A 24,612-nucleotide genomic window follows, 5' to 3' on the forward strand; every position below is an offset into this window, starting at 1 on the left:
GATGATGAGAAGTGTATTAATTACAGGGTTTGAGCCATTTGGCGGTGAGCGGGTTAATCCCTCTTGGGAAGTGGTCAAGCAACTGAATGATTTAATGATGGGTGGGGTCAGAGTGGTGGCCCGCCAACTACCCTGCGCTTTTGGTGAAGCCCTGACCGTGCTGAATGCTGCTATTGATGATATTCAGCCGGTATTGGTACTCGCGATTGGTCAAGCCGGTGGGCGTGCAGATATCACCATCGAGCGGGTTGCCATTAATATTGATGATGCCCGTATTCCAGATAATCTGGGTAATCAACCTGTCGACCAGCCCATTGTTGAAGACGGTCCAGCGGCTTATTTTACCCGTTTGCCTATCAAAGCGATGGTGCAGGGAATTCGTGATGCAGGCATTCCGGCCTCGATTTCCCAGACGGCAGGAACCTATGTCTGCAACCATGTGATGTACGGTTTATTGCATCGGTTAAATTCATCCAATAATGATGTTAAGGGTGGGTTTATCCATATCCCTTATTTACCTGAACAGGCGGTCGATCACCCTGGTGCGCCTAGTATGTCAACACAATCGGTGTTGATAGCCTTGGAACTGGCCATCTCTATTGCACTGCAAATTGAACATGATTTGCATATTCCCGGCGGTGCCATTCATTGATTCAGCCATAAAAAATGCCACCGAAAGGTGGCATTTTGCATGTGTTCAGAAAGATAAAATGACTTATTTTTTCAACTGACTCTTAAATTCACGTTCTGCATAACCGGTATAAAGTTGGCGCGGACGGGCAATTTTAATGCCTTCGTCGTGCATTTCATTCCAGTGAGCAATCCAGCCAATGGTACGGGCGATTGCGAAGATAACAGTGAACATTGATGATGGGATCCCCAATGCTTTCAAGATGATACCTGAATAGAAATCGACGTTTGGATACAATTTACGCTCGATGAAGTACGGGTCGTTCAGCGCAATATGCTCCAACTCCATCGCCACTTTCAGCAGGTCGTCTTCCAGTTTCAACTCTTTCAGCACTTCATGGCAGGTTTCGCGCATGACTGTCGCGCGTGGATCGTGGTTTTTATACACACGGTGACCGAAGCCCATCAAGCGGAATGAATCATTTTTGTCTTTTGCACGACGGATAAATTCAGGAATGTGCTCAACCGTTTTAATTTCTTCCAGCATTTTCAAACAAGCTTCGTTCGCGCCGCCATGAGCAGGTCCCCACAGAGAGGCGATCCCAGCGGCAATGCACGCAAACGGGTTTGCGCCAGAAGAACCGGCGGTACGCACAGTTGAGGTTGAAGCGTTCTGTTCGTGGTCGGCGTGCAGGATGAAAATACGATCCATTGCGCGCTCTAGCACTGGGTTAACTTCATACTCTTCGCAAGGTGTTGAGAACATCATGCGCAGGAAGTTACCCGCATAAGACAGGTCGTTACGTGGGTAAACGAACGGCTGACCAATGGAATATTTGTAACACATCGCGGCAACGGTCGGCATTTTCGACAGCAGACGGAAGGCGGTAATTTCACGATGACGCTCGTTATTCACATCCAGCGCATCATGATAGAAGGCTGCCAGCGCACCTGTCACCCCACATAATACGGCCATTGGGTGTGAGTCACGGCGGAAACCACGGAACAAACTGGTGATCTGCTCGTGGATCATAGTGTGGCGAGTGACCGTCGCTTTAAAGGTTTCGTACTCTTCAGTTGTTGGAGCTTCGCCATACAGCAGAATGTAGCAAACTTCCAAATAGGTAGAATTGTTAGCTAACTGGGCGATCGGGAAGCCACGGTGCAGCAAAATACCTTCATCACCATCGATATAAGTGATTTTTGATTCGCAGGATGCGGTAGAAGTAAAACCGGGGTCAAAGGTAAAATAACCTTTAGAACCTAAGGTGCGGACGTCAATGACGTCAGTGCCGAGGGTTGGGGATAGCACGCCCAGTTCGATCGCAGCTTCGCCTTCTAAATTCAGCGTCGCTTTCTTGTCAGCCATTTACAGTCTCCTTAGCGCTTATTTTAAAACCCCTAACAACTGAAATATCTTAGATGGCTGCAGGCCATCACCTCATCAGCACTGCTCTGTTTTATTCACAATGAAAAATGTGATTTAGGGTACAGAGTGTTTTGCCAATGCGGCCCGTGATCCAAACTCTGGATCGACAGGCGATGTTGTAAAGTTGTTAACGATTTGTCGGATACTTATCGTTTATGGTTCATTGCCTACGATATCTGTGGGGATATTTACTAAATACACTGTTGCATAACTTAGGCTTATGGGGAAGTGTATCCGCAGACCTTTAGTGCATCATAGGGCTTATTTCTACCCTAGTTGTAATGGAAATGTTTATTCTTTGTCAAATCAGATAATTAATTTTATATAAATTGTGTAAATCGTGATCCTAATCACTGTTCAGGGGAAATGTTACCAATCAGTTTGTGTGGGAATTGTAATAAGAATGTGAACCACCTATACTGCCGCCAGGTCTCCGGATTACCCTGAAGTAGGAGCACCCAGCGTTATAAAGAACACGCCAACTAAGCATTCAGGATGTTATGTTTAGATGTGCGATGTGAAGGGTTTTGGCCCCTAACGCTGTCTGACCCCCACCCAGATCCGGAGGATGGAAAATAATAAAAGCTGTGTGGGCAAAACCGTGAAAAAACAAAGACCTGTCAATTTGGATCTGCAAACGATTCGATTTCCTGTTACTGCGATAGCGTCCATTTTACACCGAGTCTCTGGCGTAATAACTTTCGTTGCCGTTGGTATCCTCCTCTGGCTGTTAGGTTTGTCTGTTTCCTCGCAAGAGGGATTCATGCAAGCTGCGGCGATCATGAATAGCTTTTTTGTTAAATTCATCTTCTGGGGAATACTCACTGCGCTGGCCTATCACGTTTGCGGTGGCATTCGTCACTTGCTAATGGATTTCGGCTATATCGAAGAGAGCTTGGCTGCGGGGACCCGCTCCGCCCAAGTCGCAATGGTGTTAACTTTGGTGCTGTCAGTTTTAGCTGGAGTCCTTGTATGGTAAGCAATGCTTCTGCGTTAGGGCGTAATGGAGTACACGACTGGCTGTTACTACGTGCTTCTGCAATCGTCATCACTCTGTATATTCTTTATATTCTGGGCTTTGTCGTCATCGTCCCAGATATCACCTACGAAATCTGGCGTGGCTTTTTCGCCTCGCACATCACAAAAGTATTTACCCTGCTGACATTACTGTCGATTTTGGCTCACGCCTGGATTGGTCTCTGGCAGGTATTAACGGACTATATCAAGCCGCTAGCGGTACGACTGGTGTTACAACTGGCCGTCGTGGTTACGCTGCTGGTTTATCTATTGTATGGAACTATTGTGGTGTGGGGTGCTTAAATGAAACTGCCGGTCAGAGAGTTTGATGCTGTTGTTATCGGTGCGGGTGGCGCAGGTATGCGCGCGGCCCTGCAAATTTCACAAATGGGGCTGTCTTGTGCCCTGATATCGAAAGTTTTCCCAACCCGTTCCCATACTGTCTCGGCGCAGGGGGGGATTACTGTCGCATTGGGTAACACCCATGAAGACAACTGGGAATGGCATATGTATGACACGGTAAAAGGCTCCGATTATATCGGTGACCAAGATGCCATCGAATATATGTGCAAAACCGGCCCTGAAGCTGTTCTTGAGCTGGAGCACATGGGCTTGCCTTTCTCCCGATTAGAAGATGGTAGCATTTATCAGCGGCCATTCGGCGGGCAGTCGCTTAACTTTGGCGGCGAGCAAGCTGCGCGCACTGCGGCTGCGGCTGACCGTACTGGGCATGCACTATTACATACCCTTTATCAGCAAAACCTGAAAAATCACACGACGATTTTCTCCGAGTGGTATGCACTGGATCTGGTGAAGAACCAGGACGGCGCTTTTGTTGGCTGCACCGCTATCTGTATCGAAACCGGTGAAGTGGTTTATTTCAAAGCGCGGGCGACGGTGCTGGCCACCGGCGGTGCCGGGCGTATTTATCAGTCAACGACCAACGCGCACATTAATACCGGTGACGGTGTGGGCATGGCCCTGCGTGCCGGAGTACCGGTGCAGGACATGGAGATGTGGCAGTTCCACCCGACAGGTATCGCTGGGGCAGGGGTGTTGGTAACCGAAGGTTGTCGTGGTGAAGGCGGTTATCTGCTGAATAAACACGGCGAGCGCTTCATGGAACGTTATGCCCCGAACGCCAAAGATTTGGCGGGTCGTGACGTTGTGGCTCGTTCCATTATGATTGAAATCCGTGAAGGTCGCGGCTGTGAAGGTCCTTGGGGCCCACATGCCAAACTGAAACTGGATCATTTGGGTAAAGAAGTGCTGGAGTCCCGCTTGCCGGGTATTCTTGAATTATCACGCACTTTTGCCCATGTCGACCCGATCAAAGAACCTATCCCGGTCATTCCAACCTGCCATTACATGATGGGTGGGATCCCGACGAAAGTGACCGGTCAGGCAATTACAGTAAATGAAAAGGGTGAAGATGTTGTTATCCCAGGTTTGTTTGCGGTAGGTGAAATTGCTTGCGTTTCTGTCCATGGTGCAAACCGTTTGGGCGGCAACTCGTTACTCGACTTGGTGGTCTTTGGTCGTGCGGCCGGTATGCATCTGCAAGAGTCCTTAATGGAACAGGGTGCCAGCCGCGATGCCAGTGATTCAGATATTGACGCCTCGCTGGAGAGAATGAACCGCTGGAATAGCACCCGCTCAGGTGAAGATCCGGTTGAGATCCGCAAAGCATTACAATCCTGCATGCAGAATAACTTCTCGGTATTCCGTGAAGGTGATGCGATGGCAAAAGGGTTGGAAGAACTGAAAACTATCCGTGAACGTCTGCAAACAGCCCGTCTGGATGACACTTCCAGTGAGTTCAATACCCAACGTATTGAATGTCTGGAATTGGACAACCTGATGGAAACTGCGTTTTCCACCGCTGTGTCTGCAAACTTCCGTACCGAAAGTCGTGGCGCGCATAGCCGCTTCGATTTCCCGGAACGTGATGACGCGAACTGGCTGTGTCACTCGCTGTATTTGCCAGACACTGAAAGCATGACCCGCCGTGAGGTAAACATGCAACCTAAGCTACGCGCGGCATTCCCGCCGAAAGTGCGTTCTTACTAATGTATGTGTTGTGTTTGCAGGGTTAAACCCGTTGCGGAGGAATAGGTCATGAAGCTTGAGTTCTCAATTTATCGCTATAACCCGGACGTTGATAACGCGCCGCACATGCAGGATTACACCCTGGAAGCGGAAGAAGGCCGGGATATGATGTTGCTGGATGCGCTTATCCAGTTAAAAGAAAAAGATCCGACCTTGTCGTTCCGCCGTTCATGCCGTGAAGGTGTGTGTGGTTCTGACGGTCTGAACATGAATGGCAAAAATGGATTGGCTTGCATTACGCCTATCTCAGCTTTGCAAAAAGGTAATAAGAAGATTGTAATTCGCCCATTACCGGGTCTGCCGGTGGTGCGGGACTTAGTCGTCGATATGGGTCAGTTTTATACTCAGTATGAGAAAATTAAACCTTACCTATTGAATGACGGTAAAAATCCGCCAGCACGTGAGCATTTACAGTCGCCGGAGCAACGTGAAAAACTGGATGGCTTGTATGAATGTATCCTGTGCGCTTGTTGCTCAACATCTTGTCCGTCATTCTGGTGGAATCCGGACAAATTTGTTGGCCCGGCAGGGTTATTAGCCGCCTATCGCTTCCTGATAGACAGCCGTGATACCGAAACAACAGCACGTTTGGATGATCTGGACGACGCTTTTAGTGTTTTCCGCTGCCATAGCATCATGAATTGTGTCAGTGTTTGTCCTAAAGGCCTTAACCCGACCAAAGCAATCGGCCACATTAAGTCTATGTTGTTGCAACGTAGTGCATGATGTGAGTTTATTAACCCGGGGAATGTATTCCCCGGGTTGCTTCAAGGTAGGGAATCTCTAAAAACTGGCGAGTTGTCTGTTTTTAGAGGTTCCTTGAACGGGACCGTTAAGGTCCATAACAGAATGTGCATTGAGCACATCGAGTGAACCGTTTTTACGGCAAACCGTTGATATTACGGTGTATATGTTAACCACGGCGAAAACTGAAGCTTCAAAGCTTAAGGGATCATGATGCAGAACGGCGCAATGAAGGCCTGGCTGGATTCCTCCTATCTGGCGGGCGCGAACCAGTCCTACATAGAGCAGCTCTATGAAGACTTTTTAACCGATCCTGGTTCCGTTGATGATAGTTGGCGTTCAATTTTTCAACAACTACCTACAACGGGTGTAAAACCTGATCAGTTCCACTCTCAAACACGTGAGTATTTCCGTCGCTTGGCGAAGGATACCTCTCGTTACAACTCATCCATCAGCGATCCTGAAAACGATGCCAAGCAAGTTAAGGTGTTGCAGTTAATCAACGCCTTCCGCTTCCGCGGCCATCAACATGCCAACCTTGACCCGCTCGGTTTGTGGAAGCAGGAGTCTGTTCCAGACCTTGAACCTTCCTATCATCATCTGACCGAAGCCGATTTCCAGAACACCTTCAATGTCGGTTCTTTTGCTATTGGCAAAGAAACCATGAAGTTGTCTGACCTGTACGCGGCGCTAAAGCAGACTTACTGCGGCTCTATTGGCGCTGAGTATATGCACATTACCAACACCGAAGAGAAACGCTGGATTCAGCAGCGTATTGAGTCGGTGGTCGGGAAACCGACATTCAGCGATGAAGAGAAGCGCCGCTTCCTGAGCGAACTGACAGCCGCTGAAGGTTTGGAACGTTATCTAGGGGCTAAATTCCCGGGTGCCAAGCGTTTCTCGCTGGAGGGCGGCGATTCGCTGGTCACCATGCTGAAAGAAATGATTCGTCATGCGGGTAAGAACGGCACACGTGAAGTCGTTCTGGGGATGGCTCACCGCGGTCGTCTAAACGTATTGATCAACGTGCTGGGTAAGAAGCCAGAAGATTTATTTGATGAATTCTCTGGTAAGCATAAAGAGCATCTGGGGACTGGCGACGTTAAATATCACCAAGGTTTCTCATCTGATGTTGAAACTGAAGGTGGTTTAGTCCATCTGGCACTGGCCTTTAACCCATCGCATCTGGAAATTGTCAGCCCGGTTGTTATCGGTTCCGTGCGCGCGCGCCGCGACCGTTTGGATGAAGCTCGTAGCAACATGGTATTGCCAATCACTATTCATGGTGATGCGGCTATTGCGGGTCAGGGAGTGGTGCAAGAAACCTTGAACATGTCTCAGGCCCGTGGCTATGAAGTGGGCGGAACAGTGCGAATTGTTATCAATAACCAGATTGGTTTCACTACCTCGAACCCACTGGACGCACGTTCTACTCAATACTGTACCGATATCGCCAAAATGGTACAGGCACCTATTTTCCACGTGAATGCTGATGATCCTGAAGCTGTGGCGTTTGTTACCCGTCTGGCGTTGGATTTCCGTAACACCTTTAAACGTGACGTGATGATTGATCTGGTTTGCTACCGTCGCCATGGGCATAACGAAGCCGATGAGCCAAGTGCAACGCAGCCAGTGATGTATCAGAAAATCAAAAAACACCCGACGCCGCGCAAGATTTATGCTGACAAGCTGACCGAACAAAATATCGCCAGCCTGGAAGATGCCACGGAAATGGTCAACCTGTATCGTGATGCACTGGATCACGGTGACTGCGTGGTCGAAGAGTGGCGTCCGATGAATCTGCAATCCTTCACATGGTCGCCTTATCTGAACCATGAATGGGACGAAGAGTATCCAAGTAAAGTTGAAATGAAGCGCCTGCAAGATCTGGCTCGTCGTATCAGCCATGCGCCGGAAGCCATTGAGATGCAATCGCGTGTTGCCAAGATCTATGGTGACCGTGCTTTGATGGCTGCAGGTGAGAAACCATTTGATTGGGGTGCTGCAGAAACACTGGCCTACGCGACACTGGTAGATGAAGGTATTCCGATTCGTTTATCCGGCGAAGATGCTGGGCGCGGTACTTTCTTCCATCGTCATGCTGTGATTCATAACCAGAAAAATGGTTCTGTCTACGTACCATTGGCCAATGTTCACAGTGGGCAGGGTAACTTCCAAGTATGGGACTCTGTGTTGTCGGAAGAAGCTGTTTTGGCCTTTGAATATGGCTACGCCACAGCAGAACCTCGTACCCTGACCATCTGGGAAGCGCAGTTTGGTGACTTTGCCAACGGTGCTCAAGTTGTTATCGACCAGTTCATCAGCTCCGGCGAACAAAAATGGGGCCGGATGTGTGGTCTGGTGATGTTGCTGCCGCATGGTTACGAAGGGCAAGGCCCTGAGCACTCCTCTGCGCGGTTGGAACGTTATCTGCAACTTTGTGCTGAACAAAATATGCAGGTGTGTATTCCGTCAACACCAGCGCAGGTTTACCACATGATTCGCCGTCAGGCACTACGTGGTATGCGTCGTCCATTGGTGGTCATGTCGCCTAAGTCATTGTTGCGTCACCCGCTGGCAGTCTCCTCTCTGGATGAACTGGCGAATGGCAGCTTCTTGCCAGCTATCGGTGAAATTGACGAGCTGGATCCGAAAGGCGTCAAACGTGTCGTGATGTGCTCAGGCAAAGTCTATTATGATCTGCTGGAACAGCGTCGCAAAAATGGGCAAACAGATGTCGCTATCGTGCGTATCGAGCAGCTTTATCCGTTCCCACATCAAGCGGTACAAGCGGTGTTGGAACAATTTGCTCATGTCCATGATTTCGTTTGGTGTCAGGAAGAACCGCTTAATCAGGGTGCTTGGTATTGCAGCCAACATAACTTCCGTGAAGTGATTCCATTTGGTGCCTCTTTGCGTTACGCAGGCCGCCCAGCTTCTGCTTCACCGGCTGTTGGGTACATTTCCGTACACCAGAAACAACAACAAGCTCTGGTTAATGACGCGCTGACTGTCGAATAGCGAGCCGGTTAACACATAAAGGATAGAGAATGAGTAGCGTAGATATTAATGTTCCTGACCTCCCTGAGTCTGTCGCCGATGGCTCCGTAGCAACATGGCACAAAAAACCGGGCGATAGCGTCAAACGTGATGAAGTGCTGGTTGAGATTGAAACGGACAAAGTGATTTTGGAAGTTCCGGCTAGCCAAGACGGTATTCTGGATGCCATTTTGGAAGACGAAGGTGCAACAGTTGTTTCACGTCAGGTACTGGGGCGTATTCGTCCAAGTGACAGCTCCGGTCTGCCAACGGAAGAAAAAAGCCAGAGCACAGAATCCACACCAGCCCAGCGTCAGACTGCTAGCTTGGAAGAAGAATCTAACGATAACCTCAGCCCGGCGATCCGTCGTTTGATTGCAGAACACTCTCTTGACGCTGCGGCTATTAAAGGCAGCGGTGTGGGTGGTCGTCTGACTCGTGAGGATATCGAGAGTCATTTGGCAAGCCGCAAATCGGCACCAGCAACGGCAGAAGCCAAAGTTGAAGCTGCAGCCCCTGTAGCTCCTATCGCAGGTCGCAGTGAAAAACGTGTTCCGATGACACGCCTGCGTAAACGTGTTGCCGAGCGCCTGCTGGAAGCGAAAAACAGCACCGCGATGTTGACGACGTTTAATGAAATCAACATGAAGCCAATCATGGACCTACGCAAGCAGTATGGTGAAGCTTTCGAGAAGCGCCATGGTGTTCGTCTGGGCTTTATGTCCTTTTATATCAAAGCTGTTGTTGAAGCACTGAAACGCTACCCAGAAGTGAATGCTTCTCTTGATGGCGAAGATGTGGTTTATCACAATTATTTCGATGTCAGTATTGCGGTTTCTACTCCGCGCGGCTTGGTGACCCCAGTTCTGCGTGATGTAGACACCATGGGCATGGCTGATATTGAGAAAAAAATCAAAGAACTGGCTGTAAAAGGCCGTGACGGCAAACTGAAAGTTGAAGAACTGACTGGCGGTAATTTCACTATTACTAACGGCGGCGTATTTGGCTCATTGATGTCGACTCCGATCATTAACCCACCACAAAGCGCGATCCTTGGCATGCATGCCATTAAAGAAAGGCCAATGGCGGTAGATGGTCAGGTAGTGATTTTGCCAATGATGTATTTGGCACTGTCCTACGATCACCGTTTGATCGACGGCCGTGAGTCTGTTGGTTATCTGGTGACAGTGAAAGAGATGCTGGAAGATCCAGCTCGCTTACTGCTTGATGTATAAAAAAGATAAATGACAAGGTCAGTCTGATTGCAAGGTGTTGATAACCTGCCTCCGCGCAATCAGGCTACCTAGAAGGCTTCGGCCCATCTCAGACCTTATATGGATAGAACATCATGAATTTACACGAATATCAGGCAAAACAACTGTTTGCTCGGTATGGCATGCCCGCTCCAACGGGTTACGCCTGTACCACACCGCGTGAAGCAGAAGAAGCCGCATCTAAAATCGGTGCTGGCCCGTGGGTGGTTAAATGTCAGGTACACGCTGGCGGTCGCGGTAAAGCGGGCGGCGTGAAACTGGTTAACAGCAAAGAAGATATTCGTGCTTTCGCTGAACAGTGGCTGGGTAAAAAACTGGTCACCTACCAGACAGATGCTAATGGTCAGCCGGTTCATCAGATTTTGGTTGAAGCGGCAACCGACATTGATAAAGAGCTGTATTTGGGTGCGGTTATCGACCGTAGCTCCCGTCGTGTGGTGTTTATGGCATCCACAGAAGGCGGTGTTGAAATTGAGAAAGTAGCCGAAGAAACACCAGAACTGATCCATAAAATCGCATTGGATCCGTTGACTGGCCCGCAACCTTATCAAGGTCGTGAATTGGCCTTCAAATTAGGGCTGACGGGTAAACAAGTTGCTCAGTTCACCAAGATCTTTATGGGCTTGGCAACGATGTTCTTGGAACGTGATCTGGCGATGGTTGAGATAAACCCACTGGTTATCACCAAACAGGGTGATTTGGTGTGTTTGGATGGCAAACTGGGTGCCGATGGTAACGCTTTGTTCCGCCAGCCTGAACTACGTGAGATGCGTGACCCAAGTCAGGAAGATGCTCGTGAAGCACATGCTGCACAGTGGGAACTGAACTATGTGGCATTGGATGGCAACATTGGCTGCATGGTTAACGGCGCGGGTCTGGCTATGGGTACCATGGACATCGTGAAATTGCACGGTGGGGAACCTGCGAACTTCCTGGACGTCGGCGGTGGTGCAACTAAAGAGCGTGTGACTGAAGCCTTTAAAATCATTTTGTCTGATGACAAAGTGAAAGCCGTCTTCGTTAACATCTTTGGTGGAATTGTGCGTTGTGACCTGATTGCTGACGGCATCATTGGTGCAGTTGAAGAAGTGGGTGTCAACGTGCCGGTGGTGGTTCGTTTGGAAGGGAACAATGCCGAGCTGGGTGCCAAAAAACTGGCGGACAGTGGGTTGAATATCATTGCTGCGACCAGCCTGACAGATGCGGCTCAGCAAGTTGTAGCGGCAGTGGGGGCTAAATAATGTCTATTTTAATTGATAAAAACACCAAAGTTATTTGTCAGGGTTTTACCGGTAGCCAAGGGACTTTCCACTCAGAACAAGCTATCGCCTATGGCACAAAAATGGTTGGCGGCGTCACACCAGGCAAAGGCGGCACTGAGCATTTGGGCCTGCCGGTGTTTAATACAGTACGCGAAGCTGTAGAAGCAACTGGGGCGACAGCCTCTGTTATCTACGTGCCAGCGCCATTCTGTAAAGACTCCATTCTGGAAGCGATCGATGCTGGTATCAAACTGATCATCTGTATTACTGAAGGCATCCCAACGCTGGATATGCTGGTGGTAAAAGTCAAACTGGAACAGTCTGATGTGCGGATGATTGGCCCGAACTGCCCAGGTGTCATCACCCCAGGGGAGTGTAAGATTGGTATCATGCCCGGCCACATTCACTTGCCAGGTAAAGTCGGTATCGTTTCTCGTTCCGGTACACTGACTTATGAAGCGGTAAAACAGACGACGGATATTGGTTTCGGCCAATCAAGCTGCGTCGGCATTGGTGGTGATCCAATTCCTGGTTCTAACTTTATTGATATTCTGAAGTTGTTCCAAGAAGATCCACAAACTGAAGTCATTGTGATGATCGGTGAAATCGGTGGTAACGCAGAGGAAGAAGCGGCGGCTTATATTAAAGAGCACGTGACCAAACCTGTTGTGGGTTATATCGCGGGTGTGACTGCACCAAAAGGTAAACGTATGGGCCATGCTGGTGCCATCATTGCAGGCGGGAAAGGGACAGCGGATGATAAATTTGCTGCTCTGGAAGCGGCTGGCGTCAAAACCGTACGTAGCCTTGCTGAAATCGGCAATGCTGTGAAAGCTGTCTACCAACGTAATAAATAATACCGAGCGATAACCGTCATTGCTGGCTAATGGCTAGCTGGACATCAAGGCCACCCTTCGGTGGCCTTTTTAATACTTAAGATTAGAACTTATTCAACGCAGTAATTAATACAATATCCGTTTGCGCCTGTTGTTTAGCTTGCTCAGTTGTGGCGCTGGCGGCTTGCTGTTGCAGTGCCGTTAATGCCGCACTGTAACTGGCTTTATCTTTAAACAACTTATCTTTAACGTTAATTGAGGCAATATTGGTATAGCGGCCATCGGCAGTTGACGGCACGGTAATTGCCCCCTGATTAATGAGTCGTTTTACAATTTTCCGCTCTTTGTCATAGCCCTCTATCCCCTCCAAATGCCATCGCTGTTGAGGTTTCCCCTCAAATTGACCCGCCTTCACATTTGTCAGATAGCGAATTGTCAGATTACGGATGGTACCTTCTTCTTCACCATACTGCGCTTTACTGTCCGATAAGATAGGGAAGGTTTGTCCTTCGAGTACGCCACCTTTTTGTGTCAAATGCCCCATTCGATAACTGTTCATTCCTAGATGAATTGGTGTGATATCAATGACTGGGGTGCCATCAGTAAGGCGCAAATCAGTGATTCGCGAACCGACAGGTTGACGCAAATCAATGGTATAGGTAACACCATCAAAGAAGTCATTGGTTGAATATTTAGAGGCTCGGCGTTGCGGGTTAAAACTGTAAGTGACATCACCCGGTTTGACCTGATTAAAGTAGTCTGCTGACCATTCCATATACTGCTTTAGCTCTTTGCCAGTCAGAGAATAAACGGTAATTTCGCCCCCAGCATACTGATAGTTAAATGCAATATCTTTAGCCGTGATATTACCGACATCCAGTTTAGGATGGTCATTATCAATCTGTAAGGCGATGACTTGAGCTTGTGGTGCGTAACGATGCGCGGCTTCTTGATACAGTGCGCTGATACCCGTGTCCTGCACATGCACCTGAGGAATGCCTTTAATCTCATCTGGCGGCACTAGATTAACGCCACTTAAGGTTGCAATGACTCGGTTAGCATTGGCGCGCAAAATGTCATGATAAGGCTGATAAATGGCTTCCAGTGTTTTATCAGATTCGACCCCTTTGATGGGGTAGGTGTAGCTGTCTTTGTCAATTAGATGATACTTCCCGTCTCGCTGTTCAAATTTCAAATCAATTCGGGACAGGGCACGACCATATTTATCTGGCTCAGTAATAATGACACCATTAACTACAGCTTTATCAATCTTCACATGCATATGACCGGCAACGATAGCAGCGAGCTCTGGGTTAGCTTTGGCTATGTCGCCAACCCCGGTTCCTGGCCGCTGATTTTCATTGTCGATCCCCATATGCGCAACCAGCACAATGGCATCGACTTGCGGCTGGATTTGCTGAATCACTTTTTTCACTTCCAGCACTGGGTCAGTGAAATGAATACCATTAATGCGGTCGGTACCCAGCGCAAACTCGGCTGTCATTGGGGTATCCATACCAATAATGCCAATCTTAACTCCTTGGCGTTCAATGATTTTGTAAGAGGGTAGATAGGGTTTACCCGAATCCCAGAAAATATTGCCCGCCAATGCCGCGCCCTCAAATTGCTTTAGCGACGTGGAAAGCGCTTTCAAGCCAAAATCAAACTCATGATTACCCATCACCCAAGCATCATATTTCATGGCATTGAAACCGAGGATCATTGGGCTAATAGGCTCATTTTTAAAGGTTTCGACAAAGTTGCCCTGAAGGGTATCGCCAGCATCGACCAGAATAATATTGGGTTGTTCGGCGCGAATATTCTGCACTTTAGTGGCTATTTGGCTCAAGCTACCGGCCAAATTTTCACTGTCGCTGGCATAGTCCCACGGTACAAAAGTGCCATGTAAATCAGAGGTGCCCAAGATGGTGACGTCGACTTGTTGCGCGGCGAGAGTGGCGGTGCTGACACAGAGTAATGTAGTGAATGCTATTTTTTTCATTGTGCGGATTCAATATTTTATCAAGTAATAGCACTTTATCATGCAACAAAATGGCAACACTAGCGAACGCTTCCCTCAAGATGGGCTAATATATTCATATAAAAGTTGGAATTGTGATTTAACTCACTCTGAAATTAATAAATTTAAAAGTTAACTTGGATCGCATAATAACGACGTAATAAAGCATTAGATAAACCATAAAATTACATCTTATTAACAGTTCTAGATTATATAAAAACAATCAAACTTTTAATTAACACAAAAAAGAATTAATTGTTCTAAATCAAGTTTTGAATATGGCAATAATGTTCATATGAGCTTAAATTGTTCTGGATCAAACTACGGCAAGGTAGGCAAATGGCCTATTTGTTGACCTGTATCCAGAACTCTAAGCTGGGTCACGTAAAATCCTATTTATTGTGTGGGATTAGAAGCGTACTATTACCGCGGTGTAATACTGGGTAGTTGATATTGTTATTTTTTGTTGTGTTTTTTTGGGCATTCACTGCGAGTAGTTATGGGGTTTTCAATTTTATGAAGGCCGGATTGCCGCAAGTCGGAGTCTTCCTGCGAGGAGCAAGGAGTCAAGATGTTTGATATTGTCGAACTGTCACGGTTACAGTTTGCCTTAACGGCAATGTACCATTTCTTATTTGTCCCACTAACGCTAGGTATGGCGTTTATGTTGGCAATTATGGAATCGGTTTATGTGCTGTCTGGTAAACAAATCTATAAAGATATGACCAAATTCTGGGGTAAGTTATTTGCTATTAACTTTGCTCTGGGGGTTGCTACTGGTTTGACTATGGAGTTCCAATTCGGGACTAACTGGTCATATTTCTCTCATTACGTCGGTGATATCTTCGGTGCCCCTCTGGCTATCGAAGGTTTAATGGCGTTCTTCTTAGAATCTACTTTCGTCGGTCTATTCTTCTTCGGTTGGGATCGTCTGAGTAAACACCAGCATTTGGCCGTAACCTGGCTGGTTGCATTAGGCTCTAACTTCTCTGCGCTGTGGATCTTGGTTGCGAACGGCTGGATGCAAAACCCGATTGCATCTGACTTCAACTTTGAAACCATGCGTATGGAAATGTTGAGCTTCTCAGAACTGGTTCTGAACCCGGTCGCGCAGGTGAAATTCGTTCACACTGTGGCAGCAGGGTATGTTACCGGTGCGATGTTTGTTCTGGGTATCAGCTCTTACTATCTGCTGAAAGGCCGCGATATTCCATTTGCTAAACGCTCCTTTGCTATCGCTGCAAGTTTTGGTTTAGCAGCCACGCTGTCTGTTATCGTGCTGGGTGATGAATCTGGTTACGAAATGGGTGACGTGCAGAAAACCAAACTGGCAGCAATTGAAGCAGAATGGGAAACTCAGCCACCTCCGGCAGCCTTTACGTTGTTTGCTATTCCTAATCAGGAAACCATGGAAAACCGGTTTGCGGTTCAGATTCCATTCGCTTTGGGCATCATAGCAACCCGTTCACTGGATACTCCGGTCACCGGTTTGCGTGATTTGATGTCACAACACGAAGTGCGTATCCGTAATGGTATTCAGGCGTACCATCTGCTTGAACAATTACGTAACGGCAATACTGATCCGGCAATACGTGAAGCTTTCAATAAAACGAAGCAGGATCTTGGCTATGGCATGCTACTTAAGCGCTATACAGAAAACGTAACAGACGCGACTGAAGAGCAAATCCAGTTAGCCGCCAAGGACTCTATCCCTCGTGTTCTGCCGCTTTACTTCGCTTTCCGCATCATGGTGGCATGTGGCTTCCTGATGTTACTGATCATCGGCTTGTCGTTCTATAACGTGGTTCGTGGTCGGATTGGCGAGAAAAAATGGCTACTGCGTGCCGCATTGTATGGTATTCCATTACCGTGGATTGCAGTAGAAGCAGGTTGGTTTGTGGCTGAATATGGCCGTCAACCATGGGCCATCGGTGAAGTGCTACCGACAGCAATTGCAAACTCATCCGTCACCGCCGGCGACATTCTGTTCTCCATGGCGCTGATTTGTGGTTTGTACACGCTGTTCTTGGTGGCAGAAATGTACCTGATGTTCAAATTCGCGCGCCTTGGGCCAAGCAGCCTGAAAACGGGCCGCTATCATTTTGAACAGCCGACTGCCCCAGTGCAGGAAGCACGGTAAACAGGAGTCCACTTATGTTTGATTATGAAGTATTACGATTTATCTGGTGGCTGCTGATCGGTGTGCTGCTGATTGGTTTCGCAGTGACCGATGGTTTCGATATGGGTGTCGGGATCCTGCTGCGTATCATCGGTAAAAATGATACAGAACGCCGTATTATGATTAACTCGATTGCCCCTCACTGGGATGGTAATCAGGTTTGGCTAATTACCGCAGGTGGGGCGCTGTTTGCGGCCTGGCCGATGGTGTATGCAGCCGCATTCTCCGGCTTCTATATTGCGATGATTCTGGTGTTGGCTGCGTTATTCTTCCGTCCGGTCGGTTTTGACTACCGTTCCAAGTTGGAAGATAGCCGCTGGCGCAATATGTGGGACTGGGGCATCTTTGTCGGTAGTTTCGTGCCAGCAGTCGTATTCGGTGTGGCGTTTGGTAACTTGCTGCAAGGCGTACCTTTCCACATGAATGAATATATGCGCCTGTTCTATACCGGCAACTTCTTCCAGTTACTGAATCCATTTGGTTTACTGGCAGGGGTGGTGAGCTTAACTATGCTGGTTACCCAAGGTGCCACGTATCTGCAAATGCGTACTCGCGGTGAGTTGCATCTGCGTTCTCGTGCAGCAGCGCAAATCTCTGCGCTGGTGATGGGGGTTGCATTCCTGTTGGCCGGTATCTGGTTAGTTAAAGGCATTGATGGTTTTGTTGTGACATCCGTGTTGGATACAGCAGCTGAATCTAACCCGATGCGTAAAGAAGTCGCACATCAGGCTGGTGCATGGTTGATTAACTTCAACAAGTATCCAATCTTGTGGGCGCTGCCAGCGCTTGGGGTTATTCTGCCGCTGTTCACTATTTTACTGTCGCGCTTTGAAAAAGGGGCTTGGGCCTTCCTGTTCTCATCACTGACGATTGCTTGTGTGATTTTAACCGCCGGGGTCACTATGTTCCCGTTCGTTATGCCATCAAGCACAATGCCAAATGTCAGTCTGACAATGTGGGATGCAACCTCTAGCCTGTTGACGCTGAAAGTGATGACGATTGTTGCGATCATCTTTGTTCCTATCATCCTGCTTTACACCAGCTGGTGTTACTACAAGATGTTCGGGCGCATTGATAAAGACTTTATCGAAAACAACAAGCACTCACTGTACTAAGGAGCATAAAGCATGTGGTATTTTGCCTGGATTCTAGGGACACTTCTGGCCTGCTCCTTTGGTATCATTACTGCTCTGGCGCTGGAGCAGAGTGAAGCCAACGCAGCAGAGAAAGCCGCTAACAATGGCAATGATGATGTTGTCCGATAAGCTATACGATCTAATGGATAAGGGCCCTTTACGGGCCCTTTCACTGGTGCTCGCATTTGCTGTCGCTTTCTGTGTATTTTGGGACCCTTCGCGTTTTGCGGCGGCGACCAGCTCACTGGAAGTTTGGCAAGAGGTCTTTATCGTGTGGGCTGTGTGTACTGGTGTAATTCATGGCGTCGGTTTTCGCCCTAAGCGGGTGTGGTTACGCGCTTTTTTCTCACCACTTCCAGCAATTGTGATCTTGGGCGCGGGATTATTCTACTTTTTTGTCTAATCTGAATACGTTTCGTCTAATCTGAACACAAACTCTCCTTTATGGGTCGCCTGGCCCATAATTATTTTCGTTCTATTCTCGCAAGTGATTCCAAAGCTTAACGCTCTTCAGTATAGTGTGTCCGTTAATTGCATTACTGGGAAGTAGAGTGAGTAATACGTTGTTTCGATGGCCGGTACGTGTCTACTTTGAAGACACCGATGCTGGTGGCGTGGTTTATCACGCGCGCTACGTTGCCTTTTACGAAAGGGCGCGCACGGAAATGTTGCGCCAACGCAATTTTCACCAGCAGCAATTGCTCAGTGAGCATGTCGCTTTCGCTGTCCGCCGCATGACGGTAGAATATCTGGCGCCTGCACGTCTTGATGATATGCTGGAAGTTCAGAGTGAAATTACCGCAATGCGTGGGGCTTCTCTCACGTTTGCTCAACGAATTCTCGACTCACATGGCAATCTTCTGAGTAGTGCAGAAGTATTGATCGCATGTATCGATCCACACCAAATGAAGCCAAGAGCGCTTCCTAAGTCTATTGTCGCGGAGTTTAAGTAGTGGCTGACATGAACATTCTGGATTTATTCCTGCAGGCAAGCCTATTCGTTAAGCTTATCATGCTGGTTTTGATGGGCTTTTCTATTGCTTCATGGGCGATTATCATTCAGCGAACGCGTATTCTGAATGCTGCCACCCGCGATGCAGAGGCTTTCGAAGATAAATTTTGGTCTGGCATCGAGCTGTCTCGCCTATACCAAGAGAGTCAAGCTCGCCGTGATACGCTTGGTGGTTCCGAGCAAATCTTCCATTCCGGATTTAAAGAGTTTGCTCGTTTGCATCGCGCAAATAGCCACGCACCTGAAGCTGTGATTGACGGCGCTTCCCGTGCGATGCGCATCTCTATGAACCGCGAGCTGGAAGCACTCGAAACTCATATTCCTTTCCTTGGTACTGTTGGTTCCATCAGCCCGTATATCGGTCTATTTGGTACAGTATGGGGGATTATGCATGCCTTTATTTCTCTGGGTGCAGTCAAGCAGGCGACCTTACAAATGGTGGCTCCTGGTATTGCTGAAGCACTGATTGCTACGGCAATTGGTCTGTTCGCCGCAATCCCTGCTGTTATGGCTTATAACCGCCTGAACCAGCGAGTGAATAAACTTGAACAAAACTATGACAACTTCATGGAAGAGTTCATTGCTATTCTGCATCGTCAGGCTTTTGCCAGCGCCGAGAGCAAATAAGTAGGGGGTTGTATGGCGCGAGTACGTGGTCGTAGACGTCGCGAGCTTAAGTCTGAAATTAACATTGTTCCCTTACTTGACGTTTTGTTGGTGCTATTGCTGATCTTTATGGCTACCGCTCCGATTATCACGCAGAGCGTTGAGGTAGATCTTCCTGATGCGACGGATTCAAAAACTGTATCCAGTGATGATAACCCTCCGGTGATTGTTGAAGTTTCTGGTGTGGGGCAATATTCACTGGTGATTGATCATCAACGGATGGAGCAGCTGCCTTCAGAACAAGTGATAGCAGAAGCTCAGGCAAGGTTGAAATCGAATCCGAAAACTGTTTTCCTGATCGGTGGTGCTAAAGAGGTTCCTTATGATGAAATCATTAAGGCGCTGAATATGCTGCATCAGGCTGGCGTTACGTCGGTGGGCTTAATGACTCAACCGATATAAATTTGCGTTGATATTGGCTGGATTGAGCGTGAACCCAGCCAGTAGATACCTTGTTTTTAGCAGTTCCGTTTTTTAGCAATAGAGCGCGGACATCGAGTGTGGAAATCGAGCGTGGGTAAGGCAACCGAGCAAAATGATAAGCTGAATCGCGCCGTTATCGTGTCGGTGGTTCTGCACATCATATTGATTGCCCTGTTGATTTGGGGCTCTCTGACGCAGACGACTGAAATGGGCGGCGGCGGTGCTGGCGGCGAAGTTATTGACGCCGTCATGGTCGATCCGGGCGCGGTGACAGAGCAATATAACCGCCAACAGCAACAACAGACTGACGCGAAACGGGCGGAGCAGCAACGCCAGAAAAAAGCTGACCAGCAAGCTGAAGAGCTGCAGCAGAAGCAGGCAGCAGAACAACAACGTCTGAAAGAATTAGAAAAAGAGCGTCTGCAAGCACAGGAAGATGCAAAGCAGGCGGCTGAAGAAGCGAAAAAACAAGCAGCTGAGCAGCAAAAAGAAGCGGCTGAACAACAGAAAGCGGCTGCTGCCGCAGCGGCTAAAGCAAAAGAAGAGCAGAAGCAAGCTGAAGCTGCTGCCGCTCAGGCCAAAGCTGAAGCAGATAAACTCGTGAAAGCGCAGGCAGAAGCCCAGAAGAAAGCGGAAGCTGAAGCTAAAAAAGAAGCTGCTGTCGCTGCTGCTGCGAAGAAACAAGCTGATGCTGACGCGAAGAAGGCGGCAGAAGATGCGAAAAAGGCTGCCGCAGAGGCAGCTGAAAAGAAAGCGGCGGCTGATGCTGAGAAAAAAGCTGCCGCTGATGCTAAAAAAGCCGCAGCTGCTGAGGCTAAGAAAAAAGCTGCTGCAGAAGCGGCCGCTGCAACGGATGTTGATGATTTGTTTGGCGGCTTGGCCAATTCCAAGAATGCGCCGAAAAGTGGCTCAGGTGCGGGTGCTGCTGCTGCCGGTAAAGGTGGTGGTAAAAAGAGCGGGGCATCCGCCGGTGATATCAGTGGCTACCTAGGACAGGTAACTGCGGCTATCCAAAGTAAATTTTATGATGCAGATCTTTACAAAGGCCGTACCTGTAATCTGCGAATTAAATTAGCACCAGACGGTCTATTAATTGATGTTAAAGCGGAAGGAGGGGACCCGGCACTGTGTCAGGCCGCCATCGCCGCAGCCAAACTTGCTAAAATCCCTAAACCTCCAAGTCAGGATGTTTATGAAGTGTTTAAGAATGTTCCACTTGATTTTAAACCGCAATAAAGTTTGATTGGCAGTGGATAACTCTGTTAATCAACCATGGATTATGTAGTTTTGTTTGCGTTGGTTTGTTAAAATTCTGCTAATTATCGCGAGCATCCCGCTCGGATAAGGGAGATAAGATGAAGCAGGCATTTCGAGTAGCGCTAGGCTTTTTAGTTTTATGGGCTTCTGTATTACATGCGGAAGTTCGAATAGAGATTACCCAAGGGGTAGACTCAGCTCGTCCAATTGGGGTTGTTCCATTCAAGTGGATGGGGCCAGGTACACCACCAGAAGAAATTGGCGCTATTGTCGGCGCGGATTTGCGTAACAGTGGTAAATTTAACCCAATTGATGCGGCTCGCATGCCACAACAACCTTCCACTGCTGCTGAAGTCACACCTGCGGCTTGGACTGCGTTGGGGATCGATGCTGTTGTTGTTGGCCAGGTTCAACCTAGCGCCGATGGCAGCTATGTCGTGTCTTACCAGTTAGTCGATACTTCTGGTTCGGCTGGTAGTGTTTTGGCGCAAAATCAGTATAAAGTAACCAAACAGTGGTTGCGTTATTCTGCACACACAGCCAGTGATGAAGTCTTTGAAAAACTGACAGGGATTAAAGGTGCTTTCCGCACCCGTATTGCTTATGTTGTGCAAACCAACGGCGGCAAATTCCCACATGAATTACGGGTTTCTGATTACGATGGCTACAACCAATTTGTGGTTCACCGTTCTCCTGAGCCTTTGATGTCACCAGCCTGGTCTCCAGATGGTAGCAAGATTGCTTATGTAACGTTTGAGAGTGGCAAATCAGCACTGGTTATTCAGACGCTGGCGAATGGTGCAATTCGACAAGTGGCTTCATTCCCTCGTCATAATGGTGCTCCAGCCTTCTCTCCGGATGGCACTAAACTGGCGTTCGCATTATCTAAAAGCGGTAGCCTAAACTTGTATGTTATGGATCTTGGGTCTGGTCAAATTAGCCAAGTTACCGATGGTCGTAACAATAATACTGAACCAAGCTGGTTCCCGGATAGCCAGAATCTGGCCTATACCTCGGATCAGGGTGGCCGTCCACAAGTGTATAAAGTGAATATTAATGGCGGTGCGCCTCAGCGAATCACATGGGAAGGTTCTCAGAACCAGAACGCAGATGTGAGTCCTGATGGTAAATTCTTGGCATTGGTCAGTTCCAATGGTGGGGCACAACACATCGCCAAACAGGATCTAGAAACGGGAGCCGTTCAAGTGTTAACGGACACGTTCCTGGATGAAACGCCTAGTATCGCGCCTAACGGCACCATGGTTATCTATAGCTCGACACAAGGGCTGGGAGCCGTGTTACAGCTGGTCTCGACTGATGGGCGTTTCAAAGCGCGTCTTCCGGCAACTGATGGACAGGTCAAATTTCCTGCCTGGTCGCCGTATCTGTGATGCATGTGTAAATACGTATGTATGGCAAACTATAAAAAAGGATCAAAGAGATGCAACTGAACAAAGTGCTAAAAGGGCTAATGTTGGCTTTGCCAGTTCTGGCTGTAGCGGCTTGTAGTTCCAACAAAAGCGCAAATAATGACCAATCTGGCATGGGCGCTGGCACTGGTACAGAAAACGGCAGCAACCTGTCTTCCGAAGAGCAAGCGCGTCTTCAGATGCAAGAACTGCAAAAGAACAATATCGTTTACTTCGGTTTCGATAAATACGATATCGGTTCTGACTTCGCTCAAATGCTGGATGCACATGCTGCATTCCTGCGTAGCAACCCATCTTACAAAGTTGTTGTTGAAGGCCACGCGGATGAACGCGGTACGCCAGAATACAACATCGCGTTGGGCGAGCGTCGTGCAAATGCAGTGAAAATGTATCTGCAAGGTAAAGGCGTTTCTGCTGACCAAATCTCTATCGTTTCTTACGGTAAAGAGAAACCAGCAGTACTGGGCCATGACGAAGCAGCGTTCGCTAAAAACCGTCGTGCAGTTCTGGTTTACTAAGAGAATCGCATGAACAGTAACTTCAGACGTCACTTAGTGGGTCTGTCGTTACTGGTTGGCGTAGCGGTCCCATGGGCCGCTACTGCCCAAGCGCCAATCAGTAATGTCGGCTCCGGCTCGGTAGAAGATCGAGTCACTCAACTTGAGCGTATTTCTAACGCTCACAGCCAGCTATTAACTCAACTTCAGCAACAACTGTCAGATTCGCAACGCGATGTTGATAGTTTACGCGGTCAGATCCAAGAAAATCAGTATCAGCTCAATCAAATTGTTGAGCGGCAAAAACAGATCTATCAGCAGATAGATAGTCTGAGCGGTGGTCAGGGGGCGTCGAGTGCAACGCCTGCGGCTACTGGCGCTGCGACAGATAATGCAGCGGCAGGAAGTTCTGGCACGGCCTCTGCGGGCGCTGCAGCGGCTACAGCGGCACCTGCAGCAAGTACCGGTGATGAAAACAGCGATTACAATGCTGCCGTTTCTCTAGCTCTTGAGAAAAAGCAATATGATCAAGCGATCACTGCTTTCCAAGGTTTTGTGAAACAGTATCCAAAGTCGACTTACCAGCCTAATGCCAATTATTGGTTAGGGCAGTTGTATTACAACAAAGGTAAGAAAGACGATGCTGCATATTATTATGCTGTTGTAGTAAAAAATTATCCAAAGTCTCCAAAAAGTTCAGAAGCAATGTTTAAAGTTGGGGTGATCATGCAGGATAAAGGCCAAAGCGATAAAGCAAAGGCGGTTTATCAACAAGTGATCAAGCAATATCCCAATACCGATGCTGCTAAACAGGCACAGAAACGGTTATCTGCTCTTTAGCCTTTTTTGAGCCCAGGAATTGGTCTTATTGACTAATTTCTGGGCTTTAGCGAGCGAAGAACAAGCAGTTAAACGTATTAACAGAAATTTAAGTTGCACTGTGAAGAGAAATTAGTAATATATGCCGCCGTTGCCAAGACAACTGTAAAACGTTCAGGCAGCAGGAAATTATAGTAAGCAGTAGCGCATAATGGGTCGTTAGCTCAGTTAGTAGAGCAGTTGAATTTTAATCAAATGGTTAAAAGTTCGAGCCGAGCGAAGCGAGACAGCAACGCGTTAGCGTTGACCCGAAGGGCGAGTCCGCAGGACGAGTAATCCCGCACGACTGGCACTGAATTGTCATTAAGCAATAATACATAATGGGTCGTTAGCTCAGTTGGTAGAGCAGTTGACTTTTAATCAATTGGTCGCAGGTTCGAATCCCGCACGACCCACCATTCATACTGAAGTTTAGTTTGAATGTAAGAAGTTGAAATCATCGCAACGATATTCCTCTTCCTGTTTTGTCTCGCAGTATTCTCTAAAGCGTTTAAGCAATAATACATAATGGGTCGTTAGCTCAGTTGGTAGAGCAGTTGACTTTTAATCAATTGGTCGCAGGTTCGAATCCCGCACGACCCACCATTCATACTGAAGTTTAGTTTGAATGTAAGAAGTTGAAATCATCGCAACGATATTCCTCTTCCTGTTTTGTCTCGCAGTATTCTCTAAAGCGTTTAAGCAATAATACATAATGGGTCGTTAGCTCAGTTGGTAGAGCAGTTGACTTTTAATCAATTGGTCGCAGGTTCGAATCCCGCACGACCCACCAT

General features: G+C 48.0%; 22 protein-coding genes, 3 tRNA genes and 1 other RNA gene. 24 read left to right on the forward strand and 2 right to left on the reverse strand.

The window, feature by feature from the left end; all coding sequences use genetic code 11:
- Positions 1-4: 4 nt before the first annotated feature.
- A complete protein-coding gene (gene pcp / locus HUZ92_RS11695) occupies positions 5-652 on the forward strand; it encodes a pyroglutamyl-peptidase I (RefSeq protein ID WP_050098882.1) in 648 nt (215 codons plus the stop codon).
- Between the two features lie 63 nt (positions 653-715).
- Here pcp and HUZ92_RS11700 read toward each other — a convergent pair whose 3' ends face one another.
- The gene (locus tag HUZ92_RS11700) at positions 716-1,999 is read right to left on the reverse strand and encodes a citrate synthase (RefSeq protein ID WP_050098881.1); all 1,284 of its coding nucleotides are present in this window, start codon (positions 1,997-1,999) and stop codon (positions 716-718) included.
- A gap of 649 nt (positions 2,000-2,648) precedes the next feature.
- Between HUZ92_RS11700 and sdhC the strand changes: the two genes are divergently transcribed.
- The 8 genes from sdhC (at position 2,649) to sucD (ending at position 12,361) form a co-directional block, all read left to right on the forward strand.
- A complete protein-coding gene (sdhC, locus tag HUZ92_RS11705) occupies positions 2,649-3,038 on the forward strand; it encodes a succinate dehydrogenase cytochrome b556 subunit (RefSeq protein ID WP_042548212.1) in 390 nt (129 codons plus the stop codon).
- Positions 3,032-3,379 (forward strand): succinate dehydrogenase membrane anchor subunit, encoded by a 348-nt coding sequence (sdhD, locus tag HUZ92_RS11710; RefSeq protein ID WP_050098880.1) that lies wholly within the window; start codon positions 3,032-3,034, stop codon positions 3,377-3,379. Before sdhC ends, sdhD begins: the two co-directional genes overlap by 7 nt.
- Positions 3,380-5,146 carry a succinate dehydrogenase flavoprotein subunit gene (gene sdhA / locus HUZ92_RS11715; protein ID WP_050098879.1) on the forward strand — a complete coding sequence of 589 codons (1,767 nt, stop codon included), beginning with the start codon at positions 3,380-3,382 and terminating at the stop codon, positions 5,144-5,146.
- A gap of 48 nt (positions 5,147-5,194) precedes the next feature.
- The gene (locus HUZ92_RS11720; RefSeq protein WP_050098878.1) at positions 5,195-5,911 is read left to right on the forward strand and encodes a succinate dehydrogenase iron-sulfur subunit; all 717 of its coding nucleotides are present in this window, start codon (positions 5,195-5,197) and stop codon (positions 5,909-5,911) included.
- Between the two features lie 231 nt (positions 5,912-6,142).
- Complete coding sequence (gene sucA, locus HUZ92_RS11725; RefSeq protein WP_050098876.1) at positions 6,143-8,950, forward strand: 2-oxoglutarate dehydrogenase E1 component; 2,808 nt, start codon at positions 6,143-6,145, stop codon at positions 8,948-8,950.
- 29 nt (positions 8,951-8,979) lie between these two features.
- A complete protein-coding gene (odhB, locus tag HUZ92_RS11730) occupies positions 8,980-10,203 on the forward strand; it encodes a 2-oxoglutarate dehydrogenase complex dihydrolipoyllysine-residue succinyltransferase (RefSeq protein ID WP_050098874.1) in 1,224 nt (407 codons plus the stop codon).
- 113 nt (positions 10,204-10,316) lie between these two features.
- Positions 10,317-11,483 carry an ADP-forming succinate--CoA ligase subunit beta gene (sucC, locus tag HUZ92_RS11735; RefSeq protein WP_050098873.1) on the forward strand — a complete coding sequence of 389 codons (1,167 nt, stop codon included), beginning with the start codon at positions 10,317-10,319 and terminating at the stop codon, positions 11,481-11,483.
- Positions 11,483-12,361 (forward strand): succinate--CoA ligase subunit alpha, encoded by an 879-nt coding sequence (sucD, locus tag HUZ92_RS11740; protein ID WP_050098872.1) that lies wholly within the window; start codon positions 11,483-11,485, stop codon positions 12,359-12,361. Before sucC ends, sucD begins: the two co-directional genes overlap by 1 nt.
- 82 nt (positions 12,362-12,443) lie before the next feature.
- Here sucD and HUZ92_RS11745 read toward each other — a convergent pair whose 3' ends face one another.
- The gene (locus HUZ92_RS11745) at positions 12,444-14,342 is read right to left on the reverse strand and encodes a bifunctional metallophosphatase/5'-nucleotidase (RefSeq protein WP_145579609.1); all 1,899 of its coding nucleotides are present in this window, start codon (positions 14,340-14,342) and stop codon (positions 12,444-12,446) included.
- A 589-nt stretch (positions 14,343-14,931) separates the two neighbouring features.
- Here HUZ92_RS11745 and cydA point away from each other — a divergent pair.
- From cydA to HUZ92_RS11820, 15 genes are all read left to right on the forward strand, one after another.
- Positions 14,932-16,500 (forward strand): cytochrome ubiquinol oxidase subunit I, encoded by a 1,569-nt coding sequence (gene cydA, locus HUZ92_RS11750; RefSeq protein ID WP_050098870.1) that lies wholly within the window; start codon positions 14,932-14,934, stop codon positions 16,498-16,500.
- Between the two features lie 14 nt (positions 16,501-16,514).
- A complete protein-coding gene (gene cydB / locus HUZ92_RS11755; protein WP_050098869.1) occupies positions 16,515-17,654 on the forward strand; it encodes a cytochrome d ubiquinol oxidase subunit II in 1,140 nt (379 codons plus the stop codon).
- 12 nt (positions 17,655-17,666) lie between these two features.
- On the forward strand, positions 17,667-17,804 hold the full coding sequence (gene cydX / locus HUZ92_RS11760; RefSeq protein ID WP_050082494.1) for a cytochrome bd-I oxidase subunit CydX: 138 nt from the start codon (positions 17,667-17,669) through the stop codon (positions 17,802-17,804).
- Positions 17,791-18,078, forward strand: a complete 288-nt coding sequence (ybgE, locus tag HUZ92_RS11765; protein WP_172665444.1) for a cyd operon protein YbgE — start codon at positions 17,791-17,793, stop codon at positions 18,076-18,078. Before cydX ends, ybgE begins: the two co-directional genes overlap by 14 nt.
- 148 nt (positions 18,079-18,226) lie before the next feature.
- Positions 18,227-18,628 (forward strand): tol-pal system-associated acyl-CoA thioesterase, encoded by a 402-nt coding sequence (ybgC, locus tag HUZ92_RS11770; RefSeq protein ID WP_005165498.1) that lies wholly within the window; start codon positions 18,227-18,229, stop codon positions 18,626-18,628.
- Positions 18,628-19,314 (forward strand): Tol-Pal system protein TolQ, encoded by a 687-nt coding sequence (gene tolQ / locus HUZ92_RS11775; RefSeq protein ID WP_004393307.1) that lies wholly within the window; start codon positions 18,628-18,630, stop codon positions 19,312-19,314. Before ybgC ends, tolQ begins: the two co-directional genes overlap by 1 nt.
- Positions 19,315-19,326: 12 nt before the next feature.
- Positions 19,327-19,755 carry a colicin uptake protein TolR gene (tolR, locus tag HUZ92_RS11780; RefSeq protein ID WP_050098867.1) on the forward strand — a complete coding sequence of 143 codons (429 nt, stop codon included), beginning with the start codon at positions 19,327-19,329 and terminating at the stop codon, positions 19,753-19,755.
- A gap of 111 nt (positions 19,756-19,866) precedes the next feature.
- The gene (gene tolA, locus HUZ92_RS11785; RefSeq protein WP_050098866.1) at positions 19,867-21,012 is read left to right on the forward strand and encodes a cell envelope integrity protein TolA; all 1,146 of its coding nucleotides are present in this window, start codon (positions 19,867-19,869) and stop codon (positions 21,010-21,012) included.
- Between the two features lie 119 nt (positions 21,013-21,131).
- Positions 21,132-22,424, forward strand: a complete 1,293-nt coding sequence (tolB, locus tag HUZ92_RS11790; protein ID WP_050098865.1) for a Tol-Pal system beta propeller repeat protein TolB — start codon at positions 21,132-21,134, stop codon at positions 22,422-22,424.
- Between the two features lie 50 nt (positions 22,425-22,474).
- Positions 22,475-22,981 (forward strand): peptidoglycan-associated lipoprotein Pal, encoded by a 507-nt coding sequence (pal, locus tag HUZ92_RS11795; protein WP_005278500.1) that lies wholly within the window; start codon positions 22,475-22,477, stop codon positions 22,979-22,981.
- Between the two features lie 9 nt (positions 22,982-22,990).
- Entirely contained in the window at positions 22,991-23,800 is an 810-nt protein-coding gene (gene cpoB, locus HUZ92_RS11800; protein WP_145579610.1) for a cell division protein CpoB, read from the forward strand.
- Between the two features lie 199 nt (positions 23,801-23,999).
- A non-coding RNA gene (locus HUZ92_RS11805) (RtT sRNA) lies at positions 24,000-24,132 on the forward strand.
- Positions 24,133-24,161: 29 nt separating this feature from the next.
- Positions 24,162-24,237, forward strand: a tRNA-Lys gene (locus HUZ92_RS11810).
- 111 nt (positions 24,238-24,348) lie between these two features.
- Positions 24,349-24,424, forward strand: a tRNA-Lys gene (locus HUZ92_RS11815).
- A 111-nt stretch (positions 24,425-24,535) separates the two neighbouring features.
- A tRNA-Lys gene (locus HUZ92_RS11820) sits at positions 24,536-24,611 on the forward strand.
- Position 24,612 lies beyond the last annotated feature (1 nt).

Origin of the sequence: Yersinia vastinensis (genome assembly GCF_902726565.1) — a bacterium.
Taxonomy (GTDB): Bacteria; Pseudomonadota; Gammaproteobacteria; order Enterobacterales; family Enterobacteriaceae; genus Yersinia; species Yersinia vastinensis.